The organism is Variovorax sp. V213, assembly GCF_041154455.1.
In the GTDB taxonomy this organism is placed as follows: domain Bacteria; phylum Pseudomonadota; class Gammaproteobacteria; order Burkholderiales; family Burkholderiaceae_C; genus Variovorax.
Genome location: NZ_AP028664.1, coordinates 4205940 through 4221283, shown reverse-complemented (window position 1 = coordinate 4221283; position 15344 = coordinate 4205940). Strand labels below are relative to the sequence as shown.

The window sequence follows — 15344 nt, the reverse complement described above, 5'->3', positions numbered from 1 at the left end:
GCAAGCAAGCTGTGCGCTCAGGTTGCGAGCGGCACCTTGGGTTCGAACTTCGCGCGCTTGAGGCTGAAAAAAGCCTTCACGTTGCGCACGTTGGCATCGGCGGTGAAGAGCCGCTGCGCCATCGCGCCGTAGTCCGGCATGTCGCGGGCGGCCACCACCAGCACGAAATCAGGTCCCGGCGAGACGCGCCAGCATTGCTGCACGGCGTCGTCGGCGATCACGCGCGCCTCGAACGCATCGAGCGCCGCCGCGTCCTGCCGGTCGAGCGAAATTTCAACCACTGCCTGCAGTCCGTGGCCCAGCACCGCGGCCAGCCGATCGGGTGAGAGCAGTGCAATCTGACGCTCGATGAGACCCTCTTGCCGCAGCCTCTGAACACGGCGTAGGCAGGTGGGGGGCGAAATGCCGACCTCGGCGGCCAGACGCTGATTGGTCTGCGAGGCGTCCTGCTGCAAGGCGTCGAGCAGGCGAAGATCTATTGCATCCAGGGAAATTGATTCCATATAAGAACAAATTATGGAATAAAAAACCACGAGGATGGATAGGTGAAATAAAAATTCAAAATCAATGAAATTGAGAGCGCATATTTTTCACACTGCTCTCTACCATCAGACCTCCTCTTCATTCAAAGGCAGCTCACCATGTGCGGCATCGTCGGCGCAGCGTCCCATCGCAACATCGTTCCGGTCCTCGTCCAGGGCCTCCAGCGGCTCGAATACCGCGGCTATGACTCCTGCGGCGTGGCGGTTCATGCGGGCGGCCTGACGCGGGCGCGAACCACCTCGCGCGTGGCGGATCTCGTCACCCAGGTGCGCGAAGACCACGTCGAAGGCCTGACCGGCATCGCCCACACGCGATGGGCGACGCACGGCGCGCCCGCCGTGCACAACGCACACCCGCATTTCAGCCATGGCCCCGGCACCGATGCGCAGGGCACGCGGCCCGGCCGTATCGCGCTGGTGCACAACGGCATCATCGAGAACCACGAAGTGCTGCGCGCGGCGCTCGAAGCCAAAGGCTACGTGTTCGAGAGCCAGACTGACACCGAAGTCATCGCCCACCTCGTCGACAGCCTCTATGACGGCGACCTGTTCGAAGCCGTGAAGGCCGCGGTGCTGCAGCTGCACGGCGCCTACGCCATTGCCGTGATCTGCCGCGACGAGCCGCAGCGCGTGGTCGGTGCGCGCGCGGGCTCGCCGCTCATCCTGGGTGCGGGCAAGGAGGGCGGCGAGAACTTTCTCGCGAGCGATGCCATGGCGCTGGCCGGTGTGACCGACCAGATCGTGTACCTCGAAGAAGGCGACGTGGTGGACGTGCAGCCCGGCAAATACTGGATCGTCGACCGCAACCACAAGCCCGTGCAACGCCAGGTGCGCACCGTGCAGGCGCACAGCGGCGCGGCCGAGCTCGGCCCATACCGCCACTACATGCAGAAGGAAATCTTCGAGCAGCCGCGCGCCATCGGCGACACGCTCGAAGGCGTGGCCGGCATCGTGCCCGAGCTGTTCGACGGCATCGGGCAGGACGGCACCACCGGTGCCAGCGCGTACCGCGTCTTCAAGGACATCGACAAGATCCTCATCCTGGCCTGCGGCACCAGCTACTACAGCGGCTGCACCGCCAAGTACTGGCTCGAAGGCATCGCGAAGATTTCGACGCAGGTCGAGATCGCGAGCGAATACCGCTATCGCGATTCCGTGCCCGACCCCAAGACGCTGGTGGTCACCATCAGCCAATCCGGCGAAACCGCCGACACGCTGGCCGCGCTCAAGCATGCGCGCTCACTCGGCATGGAACAGACGCTCACCATCTGCAACGTGGCCACCAGCGCGATGGTGCGCGAGTGCAAGCTCGCCTACATCACGCGTGCCGGCGTGGAAATTGGCGTGGCCTCGACCAAGGCCTTCACCACGCAGCTGGCCGGCCTCTTTCTGCTGACCCTGGCGATTGCGCAGAGCAAAGGCCGGCTGAGCGAAGCCGACGAAGCGCGCTACCTGAAGGAGATGCGCCACCTGCCCGTTGCGCTGCAATCGGTGCTCGCGCTCGAGCCGCAGATCATCGGGTGGGCCGAGGACTTCGCGCGCAAGGACAACGCACTGTTCCTCGGCCGCGGGCTGCACTATCCGATTGCGCTCGAAGGAGCGCTCAAGCTCAAGGAAGTGACCTACATCCACGCCGAGGCCTACGCCGCCGGCGAACTCAAGCACGGCCCGCTCGCACTGGTGACGAGCGAGATGCCCGTGGTGGCCGTGGCGCCCAACGACATGCTGCTCGAAAAGCTCAAGAGCAACCTGCAGGAGGTGCGCGCGCGCGGCGGCGTGCTCTACGTGCTGGCCGACGGCGACACCAAGATCAAGGGCAGCGAAGGCCTGCACGTGATCCGCATGCCCGAGCACTACGGCGCGCTCTCGCCGCTGCTGCACGTGGTGCCGCTGCAATTGCTCGCCTATCACACGGCCTGCGCGCGTGGAACCGATGTCGACAAGCCGCGCAATCTCGCGAAGAGCGTGACGGTGGAGTGAGGGTGGCGGCTTGCGGGTCGGCTGCTATTCTTTGCCATCAATGGCAAAGACGGCGCACTAATGTCTGAGGCATGGTGCGTCGCCTCGCGTGCTGGTGCGCAGATAGCGGCCTATGAGGCGTTTCGTGCCGCGCATCGGTTGCAAAACTGCGACGCAGAAGTGCCACCGATCGGCCAAATCGCTGAACTCTGCGCCGGTGCCCACCGTACTTGCACACGAGTAGAACAAGGCTCTCCCTCTCTTCAGTCACCAGCATTTCCTTTTGGCGTTGCCGCGTCGAGGCTTTAAACGTGTGCGTTCGCTTCGTCGCGGTGTTGCCACCACGAAAGGATTGCTATGACCATCAAGAAGCTCGTTCATACGGCGAAGCGCGCCCTCCAAGACACATCTGGCTCCTCATTCAAGCTCGGGCACATCTACGAAATCTTGGCGGTGACGCTGGGTTTCGACTCGTACGCCGCGTTGTGCGCCAATCATGTCTTTGATGAAGACCACGACTATCGCGTTCGCGCAAACAAGCGATCCTTTGGTGACGCCGGCGCACGAGCCCTTGAGCTCGGGCATGCGCCAGAAGTGGCGTTTGTTGCGGCCGCCACGATCAGGCGTGCGGTCGAAGAAAGAGGAATCCGCGTGCGCGAGCTCGACGACGTGGTGACGTCGGCCCGACAGGGCTTCGGCTTCGTCAACGATTTCTATGCGAATCACGAGCGTGAGGATTTCGACGACGACGGTGGCGCAGATTTCGATCAGGCGCCTTGGGATGCTGACGCGTGCTCGGCCGTTCTGCGAGAGAGCCTGGAGCGCGCCGCTTCCTCAGACGATCACCGGGCGCACTACGCGTTGGCCTTATTGGGCAGTTCTGACCACGATGATTTCGAGGACGGCGAAGCGCAGGAGGGAAGTGCTCATTGGTACCGCGTACAGCAAGAGGGGGCGGTGCTTCATGGCGTGGAGAAAGAATGGGCTGACGCCTACGCGGCTGCCTTGCTCCGAAAGGAATCGCCGCACAGCCCTGATCGAGCGGCACAGCAGCATCTCGAGCGAGCGGCCGAACTCGGCAACCCCGACGCGCTGATGGATCTGGCGGAACAGCGAGAGGACGCCACCTATTTCTACCGGGCAGCCGAAGCGGGTGGCGATCCCAGCCGTCTGGTCGATCTCGCGTATCACTTCGACCAGCCGAATGTTGAGTATTGGCTGACGCGTGCCGCCGAATCCGGGGACATCTGGGCGATGCGGACGCTGATTGAGCAATTCGACCACCGCGATCTGCGGGCATGCTGGAAATGGATCTACCTTGCACAGTTGTTGGGGACCGACCTGAGAAAGGACGACATGAACGCTTACCACGATGGCGGCCTGTACGACGGCCAACTCTATGACGACGATCAAGGCGGGGCCCTGTATGTCGAGGGCATCGAGGGCGTCCGCCTTGAAGCTCTTGAGTCGCTCGTAGATGGGAAGGCACGCGAAGATGCGGCAGCACTGTTCAGCCGCCTCGTTTGACCCTTGCCGACCCGTGCGGCAATGTCCAAGACCTACCTGCTGATTTGTCCGCAGAACCCCAGGCCCTCACCGAAGTGAGTGAATTCTTGGATGGAAACGAACGGTGAGGCCTGGATCTTTTTGCCGAGCAGGACATCGGCTTGCTCGCGAGTGCATGGAGTTGGGTAACGGGTCTCCCGTGCCATCTTCCGTGCGCGCCTGCCCTTGGAGCCTGACGTACCGCCGTCGCAGAGAGAAGGGGCGGCGTCCGCGCCAAGCTGCTTCGGTATCGGCCCATGCACCCGCCAGTCGCGGCCGTTGCGCCTTCTCGGGTCGGATATCCAGCACACGGCGGGGGTGTGCATACTGCGCCCATGTTCGCCCCGCCCCTGACAACGCACCTTCGGCCCACCCGCTGGGCGGGTGCCATTCTGGCGTTTACAAGCCTGTCTGTGCATGCGGATCCCGCCGTGGATTTCTTTCGCGTGCTGGGCTGGACTGTGGCCATGGGTTTGGGAGAGATCGTGGCTTGGGCGCTGGGGCTGGGGTTCGTCTTCCTCATGACGATCCTCGTGCCCGGTGCGATCGTCCGGGCACTGGTGCGCGCGCCGCTGCTCTGGGCGCTGTGCCTGCTGATGGTTCCTCGCTGGCGCGTGGGACCGTGGGGCTGGGGCAGCATCCTGCTGGGCTTGGCAACCGCCGCCTTGGCCGCCTGGCTGATCGAGCGCCGCTGGAATGACGACGACGACATGGATACTGACCTCACCTGACACATTGGGACCAAACGATGGATTTGCTTCGCAGGGCAATTGCGCTTGTCATCTTCCTCGGTGCGACGTACGCCGCAATCGAAATGCGTTCGGGCAGTTCTGCGCTGGCAGGAATCTTCTTCATCCCCGCAGTGCTTGTCGCCTTCTTCGCGCTCGCCGTCGTCATATTCAACCTCCCGATCCTGGGCAAACCCCGGTTCGAAGACAGCGGTTTTGAGCGCACCGTGCTATCGCCGTGGCAGTTGAAGGTCTTCGGGATTTTCCTGGCGCTCCTCTTCGGGGGAGCGCCCATCTACATTGCCGTGCGAGGCCTCTTCAGAGGCGTCATTCCCGCTCCATGGGGGGCCCCGGACATCGTGCTGGCACAGGCGCCGCTGCACTTCCTGCTCGCATGCGCCGTCTTTGCCGGAGGAGGCGCACTACTTGCGATGCTGATCGTGAAGGGAATCTGGCGAGCCAGTGTTCCATCCCGTTGATTCGGCCGCACAGAGAAGGATGTGGCGGCCCGCTTGTCGCGCAAGGCTCGCAACCGACTCGTTGGCTGCGCGCATGCCTGCCCAGGTTGCTCAGACCCCTTCGATGATCCGTAGATCGCGTTCGGCCCCGTCGCCCAGCGCGGCAAGTGCGGCCTGGTAGTCGGGGCTGTCATGCGCGGCTCTGGCGTGCTCGATGCTGTCGAACTCGATCAACACGGTGCGTTGGAGCAAACCGAATTCGTAGACCTCGGCGGGCAGGCCGCGCGCAAGAAAGCGCCCGCCGCCGGCGGTGAGCGCCGGCCCGGCCAGCTTTGCGTACGCCGCAAGTTTGTCGGCGTCCTTGACGGCACGGTACGCGCTGACCCAATAGGCTTTTGCCATGGTGACTTCTCTCTCAGTTGTTGAGCCAACAATATAGCCTGCGCTTGTTCGTGGCCTTGCCGCGACACAGGCTGGAAGGCGGACGATTTGCGCATCGTGGCCATGCACTGGGATTGGCCGACGTTGGCTGCTGGCTATCCGTCAGCGCTTCTCGTCCTCCCAGTCCACCCAATCCACCGTGTGGGTCTCGAGATATCGGCTGACGGTGGTGCCGATGGTCGGAAAGAACGCCGAATCCCCAAGCTGCGCGAAAAGCCCGAACCGCTTCAGCTTGTCCTTGACGGGGTCCTTCATCTCGGCAAAGCACAACTGAATGCCGGCCGCCTGCAAGGTTTCGATCAACTCGGCCAGCACGTCGGCGGAGGTCACGTCCACGCTGGTGATGGGCTCCGCCGCAACGACCAGCCAGCGCACTGGCGTAGGCGACGAAGCCACGGCGTCGAGCACCCGGTCGTGGAACAGCTCGGCGTTGGCGAAGAAGAGCGGCGCATCCCAGCGAAACAGGACGAGGCCGGGCACAAGGCGCGCATCGGGATAGCGCGTGATGTCGTGGTAGCCCTTGACGCCGTCGACGCGTCCCAGAACCGCGAAATGAGGGCGCCAGGCATCCCACAGGAATTCGATGACCGCAATCACGATGGCCAGACCGATGCCTTCAACCGCGCCGAGCACGGCCACGCCAACGGTACAGGCGATCGACAGCCAGAACTCCCAGCGCTGGATGCGATAGATTCGTCGCAGGTCGGCGACCTCGATCAGGCCGATGGCCGATGCGATCACGACCGCGGCCAGTGCGCTGGTGGGCAGGTTTTTCAGCAAGTCCGGCACCACCACCAGCAGCAGGGCAACAGCCAGCGCGCCGACGATTCCGGTCAGCTGGGTCTTGGCGCCTGCGGCCTCGGCCACGGGGGTGCGTGACGAACTGCTGCTGACGGCAAAGCCCTGAAAAAGTCCGGCCGCCAGGTTGGCGGCGCCGAGCGCCACCATTTCCTGGTTCGGGTCGACATAGCTGCGGGTCCGCGCCGCATAGACGCGAGAGAGCACGCTGGTGTCGGCGAACGAGACGAGGGCGACGGCACAACCGCCGATCAGGACGGGGACGACGTCGGCGGTGGTGATCCAGGGGATGGCGAACGCAGGCAGACCTTGTGGGATCGCGCCAAGGACCGACACCCCGGCGCGTGTCGCAAGGCCCAGCACGCCAACGGCGGCGGTCGCTCCGACCACGGCGATCAGGATGCCCGGCAAGCGCTTGCGGCCCCTGAGCAGCAGGATGACAGCCAGGGTGCCTGCGCCGACCATCAACGTCGTCCAGTGGGTCTTGCCATCCATCACCGCTGCAGCGATGGACCTCAGGTTTCCCAACGGCCCATCGCCCTCGATCGAAAAGCCGAAAAGCTTGGGCAGTTGGCTGATCAATACCGTCAGTGCGATGCCATTCATGTAGCCGTAGCGAATCGGCTTGGAGAGAAGCTCGGTGACGAAGCCCAGGCGCGCGATTCCGGCAAGGATGCACACCGTTCCCGACACGATCGCCATCATGCCCGCAAGGGCGACTGCGCGATGCGGGTCGCCGCCAGACAATGGGAGAACGACGGCCAGAATGACGGCGGCCAGCGAGGAATCCGGGCCAAGCACCAGAATCCGGCTGGGCCCGAACACGGCGTACGCGAGCAACGCAACGATGGTTGCGTAGAGGCCATAGATGCCGGGTACGCCCGACGCCTCCGCATAGGCGATGCCGACGGGCACCAGCATCGTGGTCAGCACCAGTCCGGCAACGATGTCGTGCCGCAACCAGGCCACCTGGTACTCGCGCAGGGTGCGCAGTCCGGGCAGCCAGCGGCTCCACCCGGTCTGATCGGCGGCCTTCGCCCGTGGCGCTATACGGCCCGGTTCCGGAAGGGGGGACGAAGGATCCAAATTGCTCATAAGCTGCTGGCCGCTTGGTCGAGAGTGCAGATGCGCGTCGAGAAAGGCAAGGGGAAAGATACGAGTGTTGGCGTTGGCTGCTTCGACGTGACGGGCCATCGGACGGCTGGCTCTTGATGAAGACTCCTATTGCGTTCAAAATAATGGTGTAAATCATTTACACCATTTTTGGAAATTCTCAATGACTGACTTCGGCCTGAACAACAACGAAACGACTTCCGCACCCAGCGATGCAACCGACCCGGCAGTGGTCGCCTCCGCGCTCCAGCCACCGGCAGAGTCGACGACTCCTGCCGCCACAAAGAAGGCGGCTGCCAAGAAGGTCTCGCCTCGGAAGGCCAAGCCGGCAAAACCCGTGGCCAAGAAGTCCTCGGCAAAAAAGGCAGCGGTGACCAAGAAGGGAGCGTCGGCCAAAGCCGGCGCCAAGACCGCCGCACCCAAAAAGTCGACGTCAGTGAAGAAAGCATCGGCGAAGAAGACAGTTGCAAAGAAGACGGGGCCACTGAAGTCCAAGGCGGTGAAGGGCGTGGTCGCGCCGCCTCAGGTCACGCGGCCTGCTGCTCCCCGTACGGAACTGGCGACGCCTTTCCAGGCCACTGCCCCCGAGTCCGTGCGCGACGCAGCCAAAACCAAGGGCAAGCTCGTGCGAGACAGCTTCACGATGCCCCAGCAAGACTTCGGTCTGATTGCCGTCCTCAAGGACCGCGCCCTAGGTTTCAAACGTCCCGCCAAGAAGAGCGAGCTTCTGCGAGCGGGGCTGCACGCGCTTCAACAGCTCACAGACACGCAACTGCGCGGCGCGCTGGATTCGCTGGCGCCGCTGAAGGCTGGGCGTCCGAGGAAGTAGGCCAACGGAAGGCCGCGCGGCGTTCCCGATCCTGGGGTCGGCGGGGCGCCTTCCCAAATGAGCGACAAAGCGGATGCATGGGTGGACAATGCTTCCATGGCGCACAAAGGACCTCCCGCTTTCCAGCCCTTGACCGGCATCTATGAGCCGTCGGCGATCCAGCAGTTGCCGGACGGACGCTTTCTTGTGGTCGAGGACGAAAAGCACCATCCGTTCAGTCTGGTCGTCATCGGCGCCGATGGAAGTGTCGGCAGCACCGAACTCACTGCTGGACTGTTTCAGCTCTTCAGCGACTTCTGGAAACTGGACGATCTCGAAGGACTGGCCTTGGATCGAGCAGGCTTTGTCTACGCCATCACATCGCATTCTCGAGACGACGAAGGCAACGAAAAGAAGTCCCGTGAACGACTGGTTCGGTTCCGGGTCGAGGGGAGCCGGGTTGCGAACCCAAAAGTCGTCGACGGATTGAAGCACGCCCTGACGGCGAAGCATCCTGTGCTGGCCTCGGCAGCCGAGATCCGGGATGTCAAAACCGGCGGCGGGCTCAATATCGAGGGGTTGGAGATCAGCCCGGACCCGCAACGACTGCTGATCGGTTTTCGCAGCCCGTTGCACGAAGGCCGCGCGATCATCGCCAGCGTCGAGAATCCGCATGGCCTCTTCGAGGCGGATGAGGAACCCCGGGTGGCGGCTGATCTCGATGAACTGGATCTGGGCGGCCACGGAATTCGTGGGTTGTCTTACGTCCCCTCCATCGGCGAATACCTCGTCATCAGCGGGCCGGTTTCGCGCGAGCCAGGCCAGTTCGCCCTCTGGCGCTGGAATGGTCAGCAAGGTGGCACAGCGCGCCGTGTCACGGTCCCGGGGCTTCAGGGCCTGGAGCGCGCAGAAGGAGTGAGTCCGGCCGTTGTCGACGGGGTGGTCCGAATCATCATCGTCAGCGACGACGGGAATCGGAAGGCAGAACGATCTGCGAATTATCTTCTGCTGGACCTCGACCAACTGCAAACCACGGCTTGAATCGGTCCACCCGGGAGCTTGCTTCCCGTGTTGAAGCAGTGACCCGGGCAATCTGATTTCATCCGCCGGGAGACCGAAGTCACATGCGCGTCAGACTGCAATGCGAAGATATGAAGTGACGGACGTGGACGCTGGTAGGGAATGCAATTTGCGCCTCGAATCCCGAGGTTCCCGATGTCCGTGGCCGTCTCTACAACAAACCTCTGTCTCGGCTCGCGTGCGCCAGGCGTGCTGCCCGGTCGGAAAACACGGGCGCATTGGAATAGCGCAGAGGCCCGCATGAGCGGGCCTCGTCGAGCTCCAGTTGCTGCACCGCGTCACGAAGCTGAAGAACATCGGCATCCTCCGCTCCGTACCAGGCCTGCATCCGCACGAGAAGGTGCTGCAGGCGAGCTTGGTCCTTACTCATCGCATCGTCCTTCCTTATAGGATGGGAAAGCCGCCCGGCGGGATGGAACTGCCACCCCTGCGCTAAGCTCGACTCTATATGTCAACAGTGGGCAAGGTCCGGGTCATTTTTGTTTCGAAGCGCAACTCGCTTCGAAGCGTTCTTGCACAGGCATGTCTCGAACATATCGGCGGTGAGCGTTTTGCGGCCCAGTCCTGCGGCTCTCCAAAACATCTCGCCAGCGAAACTCATCCAGCCGCGCTTGGTGCGCTGGCGAGCGCCCGGATGCGGCCGCCTCTCGGCAACCCGACAAGTTGGGAGAAGTTGAAGGAGCAGGGTGCCGGAAGAGCCACGTTCATCATCACGCTGGACGATGAGACTTTCGGGGAACAGCCGGCGTGGCCGGGGCAACCGGATACCGCGCTTTGGTCGATGCCGGACGTCGCCGCATTGGAAGACCCGGAAAAGACGGCCCACGGCGCGATCCAAGCCCTCTACGCTCTGCGTCGAAGACTCGAATTGTTCGTCAACCTGCCACTGGCCAAAGGCGACCGGGCGTCTCTTCGAGCCGATGTCCGGGATTTGGGAACCATGAGATAGGTTCGCGACCCCGGAAACAGCGTTGACAGGCCCTAGTCAATCTTGATGTTGTTCGCCTTGATGAGACGGCCCCAACGTTCGCGCTCGTCCTTCACATACCTGGCCATGTCGTTCGGTGTGCCCGGCAGACCTTCCACGCCCAAGGCGAGGAAGCGTGCCTGAACCGCCGACGAATTCAGCGCGTCGGCCAATGCCTTGTTGAGCTTCGCCACCGTGTCGGCAGGAGTGGCGCTGGGCACTGCGAGTCCCTGCCACGCATAGGCTTCGAAATCGCCCAGCCCTTGTTCGGCCAGCGTCGGCACGTCGGGCAACGTCGCGATGCGCTTGGCGCTCGCAACACCGATGGCCTTGACCTTGCCGGCCAGAACGAACTGATTGCCGCTGGCGGTGTCGACCATCATGAAAGGCACCTGGCCGCCGAGGATGTCCTGCATCGCCGGTGCTGCGCCGCGGTAGGCGACGTGCGTCATCGCGACGCCGGTTTTTTCGCGCAGCAGCTCGGTGGCCAGGTGGTGCGGGCTCCCGGCACCGGCCGAGGCGTAGTTCACGCCGCCGGGTTGCGCCTTGGCCCAGGCGATGAATTCCTTGAAGTTCTTCGCCGGCACCTGGGGGCCGACCACCAGAACGAGCGGAAAGCGCGCCAGCATGCCGACCGGCGCGAGGTCTTTCTCGGCGCTGTAGCTGAGCTTGGAAAACAGGAACGGGTTGGCTGCGAGGGTAGCGAAGTCGGCCGTCAGCATGACGTTGCCGTAGTCCTTCGAGCGGGCGACATAGTCCGCAGCAATGTTGGTTGCCGCGCCCGGCTTGTTGTTGATGACGACGGGCCGGGCCAGGCTCTTTGACATCGCCTCGGCCGTGGCGCGTGCGACGGAGTCGGAGCCTCCGCCCGCGGCATAGCCGACCACCCATTCGATGGGTTTGCCGTCCTGCGCAATGGCGAGATGGGTGGTTGCGGCCAGTGCCAGGCCGGTCAGCAAAAGGCGAATCATGGGTTGTCTCCGTGGGTTGTGACTGGTAATTTCAGCTGCGTGTTGCAGCGGCGAACGCCTCGCGCAGCACGGGCAGTGATCCGATGTGATTGGCCAGGACGAGCACCAGACGCGCATTGAAGGCGTGGCTTTCGTCCGTGGAGAAGCCCTGGTGCGCGTCGATCAGTGCCCCGTAGAAATCGTCGGCACATCGATGTTCGGCGTGGTCGTCAGGTGCGCGGTGGTGGCTTGCGGCATGGCAGGTCCTTCAGGCGTTGCACAGCGCGCGATGCAGCGCGGCGCGCACGATGCCGGCGTCGGCCTGGCGCCAACGTCCGCATACATGCTGGTCGGGGCGCAGCAGGTAGACCGTGCCGGCCCTCGCGTCGTAGCGCCGGGCCGCCAGCGCATGAGCCTCATCGAATGGGATGCGCACCGTTACGACGGGCACGTCGGCGGCAGCGCCAGCTTCGGCCGCGGCGCGTTCCGCGCGGTCCGCCGTCTCGCCGTCGCCAAACACCACCGCCGTGAACGCGCATCGACCGGCTTCCTGCAGCAGCCAGCCCGCCTTGCCATCGGCGCGGATCACGGGCGCGTCCGCCGCCACGGCGCCGGGCACCATGCCCCCTTGGAAAGCGTCGGTGTCCGGCGTGTTCAGGGCCGACGTGCGCAGCGTGGCCGGCACGGACAGCCGGCCGCTGTTGACCAGGGTGCGCGCAAAGGCATGGGACTTCGCGAGTTCGAGCACTGCATCCCGGAACAGCCTGCTGATCTCGCTCTTGGGCGTGATGAAGTCGGTGGCGCGCGTCGAGTTGAGGATGTTTTCGTCGGCCGCGTATTCGCGTTCGTGGCCGTAGCTGTCGAGCAGCGCGTCGGGCGCCCGGTGCTGCAGGACCGCGGCAAGCTTCCAAGCCAGGTTCTCGGCGTCCTGCACGCCCGAGTTGGCGCCCCGGGCGCCGAACGGAGAGACACCGTGCGCCGAATCTCCGGCGAAGAACACGCGGCCATGCCGGAACCGATCCATCCGCAGGCAGGAGAAGGTGTAGACGCTCGCCCATTCGAGATCGAACTGCGCGTCTTCGCCCAGCAGCGCCTTGACGCGGGGAATGATCTTCTCGGGCTTCTTCTCTTCTTCGGGGTCGGCGTCCCAGCCGAGCTGGAAGTCGATGCGCCAGACGTGGTCCGGCTGCATGTGCAGCAGCACGCTCTGGTTGCGGTGAAATTCGGGGTCGAACCAGAACCAGCGCTCGGCGGGCCGGTCGAGCTTCATCTTCACGTCGGCGATCAGGAAGCGGTCCTTGAACTGGCGGCCCTTGCTCTCCAGCCCCAGCAGCCCGCGCATGCTCGAGCGGCTCCCGTCGCAGGCCGCGACATGGTCGGCCTCGAGCCGGTACGCACCGTCAGGGGTCTCGATCGTCAGCTCGACATGGTCCGTATGCTGCACGACGCCCGCGACCTTGTTCTTCCAGCGCAGCTCGATCAGCGGCAACTCGGACGCCCGCTCGGCCAGGAAACCTTCCACGTAGTACTGCTGCAGGTTGATGAAGGCGGGGCGCGCATGTCCTGCTTCCGGCAACAGGTCGAAGCTGTAGATCTCCTCGCTCTTGAAGAACACGCGGCCGACGTTCCAGGACACGCCCTTGTCGACCATGCGGTCGCCACATCCGAGCCGGTCGAAGATCTCGAGCGTGCGCTTCGCAAAGCAGATGGCGCGGGAGCCGGTGGACAGCGTGTTGTCGTTGTCCAGAAGGACCACCGGAATCCCGTGCTGCGCCAGATCGATGGCCAGCGCCAACCCCACCGGGCCCGCGCCGACGACGACCACCGGACGGCGCACCGGCGTTGCGGCGTCCTGGTCGGGATGGCGGGCGTAGTCGAACACCAGCTTCTGGTAGTCGACGGCTTCCCCCTTGCGGGACGCAAGTTCGTTCAGTTGCATGGTCTTGTCTCCTGCGGCGCGGGGCGGTTCAGCCCTCCAGCGTCTTCCACATCTCGATGTCGCGCTCGGCCGTCCAGATACGCGGGTCCGGGTACTGCGTGGCTTCGTCGTAGCAGCGCGTCACGTCGAACGGCATGCAGTGGTCGAAGATGACCCAGTGGCCATACTTGGGCTTGAGCTGGGCGAAGGTGTCCTGGTAGACCGCATGCAGGTCCTTGCCGGCAGCCACGCCGGCTTCGACGCAGGCGCGTACGTCGGCAATGAAACCGCCGGTGGCCTTGAGGCCGGCAGCGACCTGCTCCTCGCCCAACAGGGCAGGGCCGCGGCCCGGAACCAGCGCGGCGGGCTTCAGCGCTGCGATGTTCTCGAGCGTCTGTGGCCAGTGCTTGAAATACGCGTCGCCCGCGTACGGCGTGGCGTCGAACTCCACCAGGTCACCCGACAGCAGCGTGCGCTCCTCTGGCAGCCAGACGACGGTGTCGCCCTTGGTATGGCCGCGGCCGAGCTGCAGCAGTTGCACCTCGAGCTTGCCCAGCCACAGCGTCATCTTGCCGGTGAAGGTCATGGTGGGCCAGGTCAAGCCCGGTGGCACGGTCTCGACGTTCTGGAACAGGCGCGGGAAGCGGCCGATCTCGCTGGCCTTGTCCTGCTCTCCGCGCTCGACGATCAGGTCGCGCGTGTCCTGGCTCGAAATGATCTGCTGCGGATCGAAGCCGCTCGCGCCCAGCACGCGCACCGCGTGATAGTGGGTCAGGACGACGTACTTGATCGGCTTGTCGGTCACCTCGCGGATGCGCCTGACCACGTCTTGCGCCATTGCCGGCGTGGCCTGGGTGTCGGCCACGAGCACCGCGTCGTCGCCCACGATGATGCCGGTGTTCGGGTCGCCTTCGGCCGTGTAGGCCCAGGCGTGTTCCGAGAGTCTGGTGAAGCTGATTTGCTTCTCTTCGAGGTCGGCCTGCGAGGCGAATTTCTTGGGGGTGTTCATGCGAGGCTCCTGGAATAGAATTTGTCTAAAACAAACGCATTTGCAGTATGCGATGTAAATTTGTCTATGGCAAACTAATTTGCTCAAGTGGAATTAGGTACTTACCCTGGCCGATCGACCATGCCGGGCGATTTGCACGTGGCGAATCTCTTCGTCGGGGGCGAACTAGACTTGCGACAACCTGAAAGGCGATATGCGAGACAGCCATCCCGAGGAAGCCGCGAAGGAAGACAAGGCGCAGCGGGCCGTCCAGGCGATCGAGGTGGGGGGGCGATTGCTGCTGGCCCTGGCCGACAGCCAGACGCCCTTGACGCTCAGGGACCTCTCGAGCCGATCCGGACTTCCCCCTTCACGCGCCCATCCGTATCTGGTGAGCTTCGGCAAGCTCGGATTGATCGAGCAGGAAGCCGAAACCGGCCGCTACGCGCTCGGCCCCGCCGCATTGCAGCTGGGACTGACGTGCCTGCACCAGCTGGACCCTGTCCGGGTGGCGTTGCCCATCGCCCAGCAGCTAGCGGCGTCCACCGGACATGCGGTCGCGGTGGCCATCTGGGGCAATTTCGGGCCGACGATCATCCGGATGATCGAGGCGCGCGAACCGCTGCACGTCTCCATGCGCGCAGGAACGGTGATGTCGATACTCGGCACGGCCACCGGCCGCGCCTTTGCGGCCGTGCTGCCCGCCGATCGCATCGAGAAGGCCATGGCGGTGGCGCTCGGAGACCCGGAAGACCGGAAGGCGCCGCTGCTCAAGCCGAAGACCAAGGAACTCCGGGAGGCTGCGGCGGAGCTTCGGGACCATGGCGTCACACGCGCCGAGGGAAAGCCGATTCCCGGAGTCAACGCTTTCAGCGCGCCTGTCCTTGATCACAATGACGAGCCCGTCATCGTGATTACCGCGCTCGGTCATCAGGACCATTTTTCGTCCGACTGGAATTCCAGTGCCGCCGTCGCTGTTCGCAAAGCGGCGATGGAGGCTTCCAGGCGCCTTGGATGGCGCGGGACATGAACCTTAGGGCACGCCTGTG

At 64.0% G+C, this 15344-nt stretch carries 16 protein-coding genes; 8 read left to right on the top strand and 8 right to left on the bottom strand.

The genetic code is table 11. From position 1 onward, the window contains the following. Window positions 1–17: 17 nt before the first annotated feature. On the bottom strand, window positions 18–503 hold the full coding sequence (locus ACAM55_RS20055) for an Lrp/AsnC family transcriptional regulator (protein ID WP_369656434.1): 486 nt from the start codon (window positions 501–503) through the stop codon (window positions 18–20). Window positions 504–641: 138 nt separating this feature from the next. Between ACAM55_RS20055 and glmS the strand changes: the two genes are divergently transcribed. The 4 genes from glmS to ACAM55_RS20035 all read left to right on the top strand — a co-directional run bounded on the left by glmS (window position 642) and on the right by ACAM55_RS20035 (window position 5253). Then, on the top strand, window positions 642–2522 hold the full coding sequence (glmS, locus tag ACAM55_RS20050; RefSeq protein WP_369653219.1) for a glutamine--fructose-6-phosphate transaminase (isomerizing): 1881 nt from the start codon (window positions 642–644) through the stop codon (window positions 2520–2522). A gap of 336 nt (window positions 2523–2858) precedes the next feature. After that, window positions 2859–4028: a hypothetical protein gene (locus tag ACAM55_RS20045; protein WP_369653218.1), complete on the top strand. Its 1170-nt coding sequence runs from the start codon at window positions 2859–2861 to the stop codon at window positions 4026–4028. Window positions 4029–4381: 353 nt separating this feature from the next. After that, on the top strand, window positions 4382–4777 hold the full coding sequence (locus ACAM55_RS20040) for a hypothetical protein (RefSeq protein WP_369653217.1): 396 nt from the start codon (window positions 4382–4384) through the stop codon (window positions 4775–4777). Between the two features lie 17 nt (window positions 4778–4794). Further along, a complete protein-coding gene (locus ACAM55_RS20035; protein WP_369653216.1) occupies window positions 4795–5253 on the top strand; it encodes a hypothetical protein in 459 nt (152 codons plus the stop codon). A 90-nt stretch (window positions 5254–5343) separates the two neighbouring features. On the opposite strand, the gene ACAM55_RS20030 is transcribed toward ACAM55_RS20035, so the two are convergent. Both ACAM55_RS20030 and ACAM55_RS20025 read right to left on the bottom strand, forming a co-directional pair. Beyond that, window positions 5344–5634 (bottom strand): DUF1330 domain-containing protein, encoded by a 291-nt coding sequence (locus tag ACAM55_RS20030; protein ID WP_369653215.1) that lies wholly within the window; start codon window positions 5632–5634, stop codon window positions 5344–5346. A gap of 141 nt (window positions 5635–5775) precedes the next feature. After that, window positions 5776–7566, bottom strand: a complete 1791-nt coding sequence (locus ACAM55_RS20025; protein ID WP_369656433.1) for a SulP family inorganic anion transporter — start codon at window positions 7564–7566, stop codon at window positions 5776–5778. A 181-nt stretch (window positions 7567–7747) separates the two neighbouring features. Between ACAM55_RS20025 and ACAM55_RS20020 the strand changes: the two genes are divergently transcribed. Together ACAM55_RS20020 and ACAM55_RS20015 are read left to right on the top strand one after the other, a co-directional pair. After that, window positions 7748–8413, top strand: a complete 666-nt coding sequence (locus tag ACAM55_RS20020; protein WP_369653214.1) for a hypothetical protein — start codon at window positions 7748–7750, stop codon at window positions 8411–8413. Window positions 8414–8470: 57 nt separating this feature from the next. Next, a complete protein-coding gene (locus tag ACAM55_RS20015; RefSeq protein WP_369653213.1) occupies window positions 8471–9433 on the top strand; it encodes a DUF3616 domain-containing protein in 963 nt (320 codons plus the stop codon). A 190-nt stretch (window positions 9434–9623) separates the two neighbouring features. Here the strand turns inward: ACAM55_RS20015 and ACAM55_RS20010 are convergent, their stop codons facing one another. Continuing rightward, on the bottom strand, window positions 9624–9842 hold the full coding sequence (locus tag ACAM55_RS20010; protein WP_369653212.1) for a hypothetical protein: 219 nt from the start codon (window positions 9840–9842) through the stop codon (window positions 9624–9626). Window positions 9843–9920: 78 nt separating this feature from the next. Between ACAM55_RS20010 and ACAM55_RS20005 the strand changes: the two genes are divergently transcribed. Beyond that, complete coding sequence (locus tag ACAM55_RS20005; protein WP_369653211.1) at window positions 9921–10421, top strand: protein tyrosine phosphatase; 501 nt, start codon at window positions 9921–9923, stop codon at window positions 10419–10421. A gap of 32 nt (window positions 10422–10453) precedes the next feature. Here the strand turns inward: ACAM55_RS20005 and ACAM55_RS20000 are convergent, their stop codons facing one another. The 4 genes from ACAM55_RS20000 to ACAM55_RS19985 form a co-directional block, all read right to left on the bottom strand. After that, entirely contained in the window at window positions 10454–11410 is a 957-nt protein-coding gene (locus ACAM55_RS20000) for a Bug family tripartite tricarboxylate transporter substrate binding protein (RefSeq protein ID WP_369653210.1), read from the bottom strand. Window positions 11411–11441: 31 nt separating this feature from the next. After that, entirely contained in the window at window positions 11442–11573 is a 132-nt protein-coding gene (locus tag ACAM55_RS19995; protein ID WP_369656432.1) for a DUF2783 domain-containing protein, read from the bottom strand. Between the two features lie 84 nt (window positions 11574–11657). Then, entirely contained in the window at window positions 11658–13328 is a 1671-nt protein-coding gene (locus ACAM55_RS19990; RefSeq protein WP_369653209.1) for an FAD-dependent oxidoreductase, read from the bottom strand. Between the two features lie 28 nt (window positions 13329–13356). After that, the gene (locus ACAM55_RS19985) at window positions 13357–14316 is read right to left on the bottom strand and encodes an MBL fold metallo-hydrolase (RefSeq protein WP_369653208.1); all 960 of its coding nucleotides are present in this window, start codon (window positions 14314–14316) and stop codon (window positions 13357–13359) included. Window positions 14317–14509: 193 nt separating this feature from the next. On the opposite strand from ACAM55_RS19985, the gene ACAM55_RS19980 reads away from it, so the two are divergent. Continuing rightward, window positions 14510–15325, top strand: coding sequence for an IclR family transcriptional regulator (locus ACAM55_RS19980; protein WP_369653207.1), 816 nt, complete (start codon window positions 14510–14512; stop codon window positions 15323–15325). Window positions 15326–15344 lie beyond the last annotated feature (19 nt).

What these genes read in the sequence shown, in the direction of transcription:
- ACAM55_RS20055 (WP_369656434.1), bottom strand. Translation starts at nt 503, where the DNA reads ATGGAATCAATTTCCCTGGATGCAATAGATCTTCGCCTGCTCGACGCC.
- glmS (WP_369653219.1), top strand. Translation starts at nt 642, where the DNA reads ATGTGCGGCATCGTCGGCGCAGCGTCCCATCGCAACATCGTTCCGGTC.
- ACAM55_RS20045 (WP_369653218.1), top strand. Translation starts at nt 2,859, where the DNA reads ATGACCATCAAGAAGCTCGTTCATACGGCGAAGCGCGCCCTCCAAGAC.
- ACAM55_RS20040 (WP_369653217.1), top strand. Translation starts at nt 4,382, where the DNA reads ATGTTCGCCCCGCCCCTGACAACGCACCTTCGGCCCACCCGCTGGGCG.
- ACAM55_RS20035 (WP_369653216.1), top strand. Translation starts at nt 4,795, where the DNA reads ATGGATTTGCTTCGCAGGGCAATTGCGCTTGTCATCTTCCTCGGTGCG.
- ACAM55_RS20030 (WP_369653215.1), bottom strand. Translation starts at nt 5,634, where the DNA reads ATGGCAAAAGCCTATTGGGTCAGCGCGTACCGTGCCGTCAAGGACGCC.
- ACAM55_RS20025 (WP_369656433.1), bottom strand. Translation starts at nt 7,566, where the DNA reads ATGAGCAATTTGGATCCTTCGTCCCCCCTTCCGGAACCGGGCCGTATA.
- ACAM55_RS20020 (WP_369653214.1), top strand. Translation starts at nt 7,748, where the DNA reads ATGACTGACTTCGGCCTGAACAACAACGAAACGACTTCCGCACCCAGC.
- ACAM55_RS20015 (WP_369653213.1), top strand. Translation starts at nt 8,471, where the DNA reads ATGAGCGACAAAGCGGATGCATGGGTGGACAATGCTTCCATGGCGCAC.
- ACAM55_RS20010 (WP_369653212.1), bottom strand. Translation starts at nt 9,842, where the DNA reads ATGAGTAAGGACCAAGCTCGCCTGCAGCACCTTCTCGTGCGGATGCAG.
- ACAM55_RS20005 (WP_369653211.1), top strand. Translation starts at nt 9,921, where the DNA reads ATGTCAACAGTGGGCAAGGTCCGGGTCATTTTTGTTTCGAAGCGCAAC.
- ACAM55_RS20000 (WP_369653210.1), bottom strand. Translation starts at nt 11,410, where the DNA reads ATGATTCGCCTTTTGCTGACCGGCCTGGCACTGGCCGCAACCACCCAT.
- ACAM55_RS19990 (WP_369653209.1), bottom strand. Translation starts at nt 13,328, where the DNA reads ATGCAACTGAACGAACTTGCGTCCCGCAAGGGGGAAGCCGTCGACTAC.
- ACAM55_RS19985 (WP_369653208.1), bottom strand. Translation starts at nt 14,316, where the DNA reads ATGAACACCCCCAAGAAATTCGCCTCGCAGGCCGACCTCGAAGAGAAG.
- ACAM55_RS19980 (WP_369653207.1), top strand. Translation starts at nt 14,510, where the DNA reads ATGCGAGACAGCCATCCCGAGGAAGCCGCGAAGGAAGACAAGGCGCAG.